The sequence below is a fragment of the Hyphomonas sp. genome (assembly GCF_041689225.1).
Classification (GTDB): domain Bacteria; phylum Pseudomonadota; class Alphaproteobacteria; order Caulobacterales; family Hyphomonadaceae; genus Hyphomonas.
On sequence record NZ_JBDNGN010000019.1, the window covers coordinates 1 to 4,271 of the forward strand.

Annotated in this window: 2 protein-coding genes and 1 pseudogene; all 3 read right to left on the reverse strand. The window is 57.7% G+C overall.

Annotated elements, in window-relative coordinates; genetic code table 11:
• Positions 1-406, reverse strand: a pseudogene (locus ACESNB_RS01925) (hypothetical protein); the annotation flags it as partial.
• A 106-nt stretch (positions 407-512) separates the two neighbouring features.
• Positions 513-3,281 (reverse strand): TonB-dependent receptor domain-containing protein, encoded by a 2,769-nt coding sequence (locus ACESNB_RS01930; protein ID WP_373003011.1) that lies wholly within the window; start codon positions 3,279-3,281, stop codon positions 513-515.
• Positions 3,282-3,727: 446 nt separating this feature from the next.
• Positions 3,728-4,271 (reverse strand): FecR family protein (locus ACESNB_RS01935; protein ID WP_373003013.1); only part of this gene is annotated, 544 nt, incomplete at its 5' end.

Below are 4,271 nucleotides of genomic sequence, written 5' to 3' on the forward strand. Positions count from 1 at the left end.
CGCTTGTATCTTCGACCATGTCATAGGCACCAAGCGACAGCGTGCCGAAACTGTATTGTACAAAAGCAAGATACCGCCCCGAGGGTGAAAACTGCTCTGCCCAAGTATGAGGTGCCGGGTCGATGCCCGGCAAGAGCTCAGGTTCACCCCCATCATCAAGGTCATAGCGCCAGAGCTGGTGACCTGATTTACCAAAAGCGTAGGTCCGAAAGCTGTAATCCTCAATCTCGTCATAGGGACGCAGACGTTCATAGACCAGCCAGCGGCCACCTGGATCGATGATTGCCGATCCAATGCCTTCCACCTTCATCATGTCATCAAGGGAAAACCGCCTTTGATCAGCTCTGGCAAAAGGTCCTGATGCCACGAGACCAAGGATGGCGGCGCATATCAAGAAAAGACGCAAAATTGTCTCCTGGTTTAACGGATGTGAACGCAAGGGCGCAGTCAGTCGCGCGTCAAAATGGGAGAGGTCACCGCTGGCCTGTCCCTTTCGTACCCGCAGCCTCGGGCTAAAAGGCCTTCCGCAGCTCGACCGCTATGAAGCGGCCGAGAGGAGACGCATTGGCAGGATCAAACCCCGCAATACGGCTCGTTCCGATGGAGGGTGTTACTGGCGGCATCTCGTCAAACAGGTTCGTGGCCGATACGCTGATATGTGTCCCGCTCAGCCAACGCGCGCCGTCATTTCCAAACCCATAGGACATGGCCGCATCGATTGTGGTCCAGGAACTGATCGGCCTTGCCGCTAAGGTCGCGTCAGTGTTGTAGGAGTCGACATAATTCACAAAGACATTGCCGGTAAATCCGTCGCGCGACAGGCCAATATGGCCGCGCAGCTGGAGATCCACGGGGTTGAGATACGTATTCAGAGTTTCAACCGGCAACGTCGTCTTCGACGCCTGCTGCGTAAAATCCAGGATATAGTTGGCATTCACACCTACCGATATATCCCCCCAATCCGTCTCGACATCATAATCAATCTGAACATCCAGTCCGCGCGTCTCCGTGGCAGCAAGGTTGCGGACAATGGCGGCATTATTGATGATCGCGACATTGTCCAGGCTGTTGCCGCCCGTCAGGAAAATGACAGGCTGACTGAGTGTCGCCACCAGAGACTCAAGGTCTTCTGTGCTCGGAAAGAAAATGACAGTGCCATCGGGCAAGACATCCGGATTGGCCCAGGCGATATGTGGCGCCAGTGGTGCCGGCTGGCTCAGTGGAATCGGTGTCGCGCCAAGGCGCCCCTCGAAGGCAATGTCATAATATGTCGTCTTGAGGCTCCAGTTGTGGGGGCCGCGATTAAGCACGTAATCAAGGCCAGCTGTATAGGTCCGGGAGGTTTCCGGATCGAGATTGGCCGCTGTACCTGTCGTCTGCAGGTAGTCGACACCGGCGAGCGAGGGATCAGGCGGCGCGATCCCGCCAAGCAGGCCGAGAATGAATGCATATGGCACGACTGCCGCCGTACGGTTCAGGTCGCCTGTGCGCCCTAGGGGCGGAGGTGCAAAGGATTCGCTATAGGTCGCACGGCCTGTGAACCCTTCGGCGGGCGACCATACAAGTCCGATCTTCGGATTTACTGTCGTGCCAAAATCACTGTAATCGTCCAGTCGGCCCGACAGGTTGACTTCAAGGCGCCGCACCCCGGGCAGGCTCGTATCCGGCCCGATGATCGGAACGAGGACCTCACCATAGATAGCCGAGACATCCCGTTTACCATCGCGCTCTGCCCCGGCACCTCGCTGCTCATTGACAAATGTTTCGCGTCGCACATGCGCGCCGATCGCGCTCTTGACCGTTCCACCTGGCAGCTCCCAGAGGTCACCATTCAGCCGCAAGTCGGCGGACCAGAGTTTTGATCGAGTGACCTTCTCGCTCGGTTCGGATGGCACCGGCGCGAGGGTTTGCGCCGATTCGGTATTGTACATCTGGCTATAGGTCGCATTTGCATTCGCTGCCCAGCGCGGCGAGATCGTGTAATCAGCACCAAGACTCAGCGACTGGAGTTCTGACGTCACGTCAAAGCCGAGGACGGAACTTGAACTGCTGGCAAAAACAGACTGGCTCTGCGCGTCCCGCTTCGAATAGAGCCCCGAAGCCGATATCCTGAGATCCGGGCCTACCTCCTGCGCCACAGACAGGAGGCCGCTATGGCGTGTCTGTTCAGGCAGAAGGTCAAATTCGGCCGTGTCGATGATTGGCACGCCGTTTGTCTGAGTGGGGACAGGAATCTCCGGGCGCTCGGAGAGCGTGAGATGGCTTCGGTCGAAATATTCATACGTGCCTATCACATGACCGCTGTCCCAAGCCCTGCCCAGAGTCTGGCTGACCCTGTATTCGGCAAGGCCGCCATCGGTCACGGCGCCATAGCGCATGGCTGTCTCGGCGCCGTCGAAATCGTCACGGAGAACAAAATTCATGACGCCGGCAACTGCGTCACCGCCATAGATGGAGGACGCTCCGTCTGTCAGGACATCAACACGCTCCAGCGCCGAGAGCGGGATCATGGAGAGATCGACAAAGTCGCCAATCTCCGATGTCGGCGCGAGCCGGGTTCCGTTGAGAAGTGTCAGTGTGCCTCCAGATCCAAGGCCCCGCAAATTGGCACCCGACCCGAACGTATTATTAAACTGGGAATTGCTGTCGCCCGGCAGTCCGGCCGGTGCTAGCTCCGTGGATCCGCCGCCAAAATTCTGCGGCAATGTCCGTATGAACTGTTCTGTTGTTGTGACGCCCGATCCCAGAATGTCCTCCCGGCTGTAAATCTGCAAAGGCGAACTTTCTGGAGAGATCCCGCGCAAGCTTGTGCCAGTGATTGTGACCGTATCGACCCGCAATGTCGCGTCGTCAGCACCAGTGTGGGCGGTTTCCGGCAGGGACTCGGCAGGTGTTTCCGTCTGCACAGGACGTGCTGGCGGATTAGCTGGCCTATCCGCGTCTGCGCGTTTCCGGATGACGATTGCCTGGCCCGGCCCCTTGATCGCCTCAAGCCCGCTGCCCTCAAGAAGCTGGTACAAAGCATCTGTCGGTGCAAAGTTTCCATTCAGCCTCGGCGCGGCGCGCCCGGCAACAAGCGCCTCGGTAAACAGGATGGGCGCGCCCGACTGGGCGCCAAATGCGCGCAGCGCATCTGCCAGCATGGGTGCATCAATATTGAATTCAACCTGCTCACCACGTGCGGGCGTATCAGCATACGCGCCGGTCAGGCCAGTCGACAGGATGATGGATGATGCCGCAGCGCTGAACAGCCGTGCGTTGAATTGTGTCTTGTTGAACATGTTCCCCTCCGGATTAATATCCCCGTCAGGGGTTCGCCCCGGACGCGCACCCTATTCAACGAATGGGAGAAAGGATGTGGCAGACTTGTTGTCCGCGCACCCCGTGAAGGCTCTCCTTTCGCGGGACCTCACATTCATCCAACGGAAAACCTGCACCTGGGGCGTCTCGAAGGAGGTATAGCTGCCCGCCACGAGGAATTGGAAAAGCAAAAGTCCTCGGACGCAGTGACACTGTCGTACCAGCGCGGGTTACTGGCGCTCACTCGTGCGCGCGACTGGCATATCGGTGAACTGGCGATGCGCGTGGCAGGCATGTCTCAGGATACAGATAATTGGACTGACGAAATTCCCACGCCTTGGAAATGGAAAAAGTTTCAGGATTTCTTGATGACATTCCGCAAGAGCAGCTTGATCGCTTTCATTGCGCGCAGCCGGAATACAACGCCTCAGGGTGTCTCGGGCTTTATGGACAGGAGTGTGATCTGATCACTAAACCGCTCTGTCCTGACAGGCAGGAAGAGTGCGAGACTCGCAACGAATTCTTCCGGCTCGCCCATCGGGAATGTCCCGCTCACGCGTTCTGAAGCAAGTCCGGGATCGAGAACCCTGATCCTTGTTTCCGAATAACGGTTCATTTCAGCGACAGCATCGGCCAGTGTGACATTGTCAAATTGAAGCACGCCACTGCGCCATTGCAATGCGCGGTTCAGATCAACCCGCGACAGGGTTTGCTTGCCATCACTTGCGATCTTGAGCCTGTCACCAGGCGCCAGGATCTTGCCATTCTGATCTGACGGGCCGGTTTCTGACGTTGAGACAGCAATGACGCCTTCAAACAGCGTAACTGCCACATCGGCCGGGCGCAGATGAACCTCAAAGCTTGTTCCAAGCGCCCGCGTCTCACTGTCGCCCGCCGACACCACGAAAGGCGTATCGGCCTTCTCGATCTCGAACAGGGCCTGTCCGCGAACGAGACTGACATGACGCTCA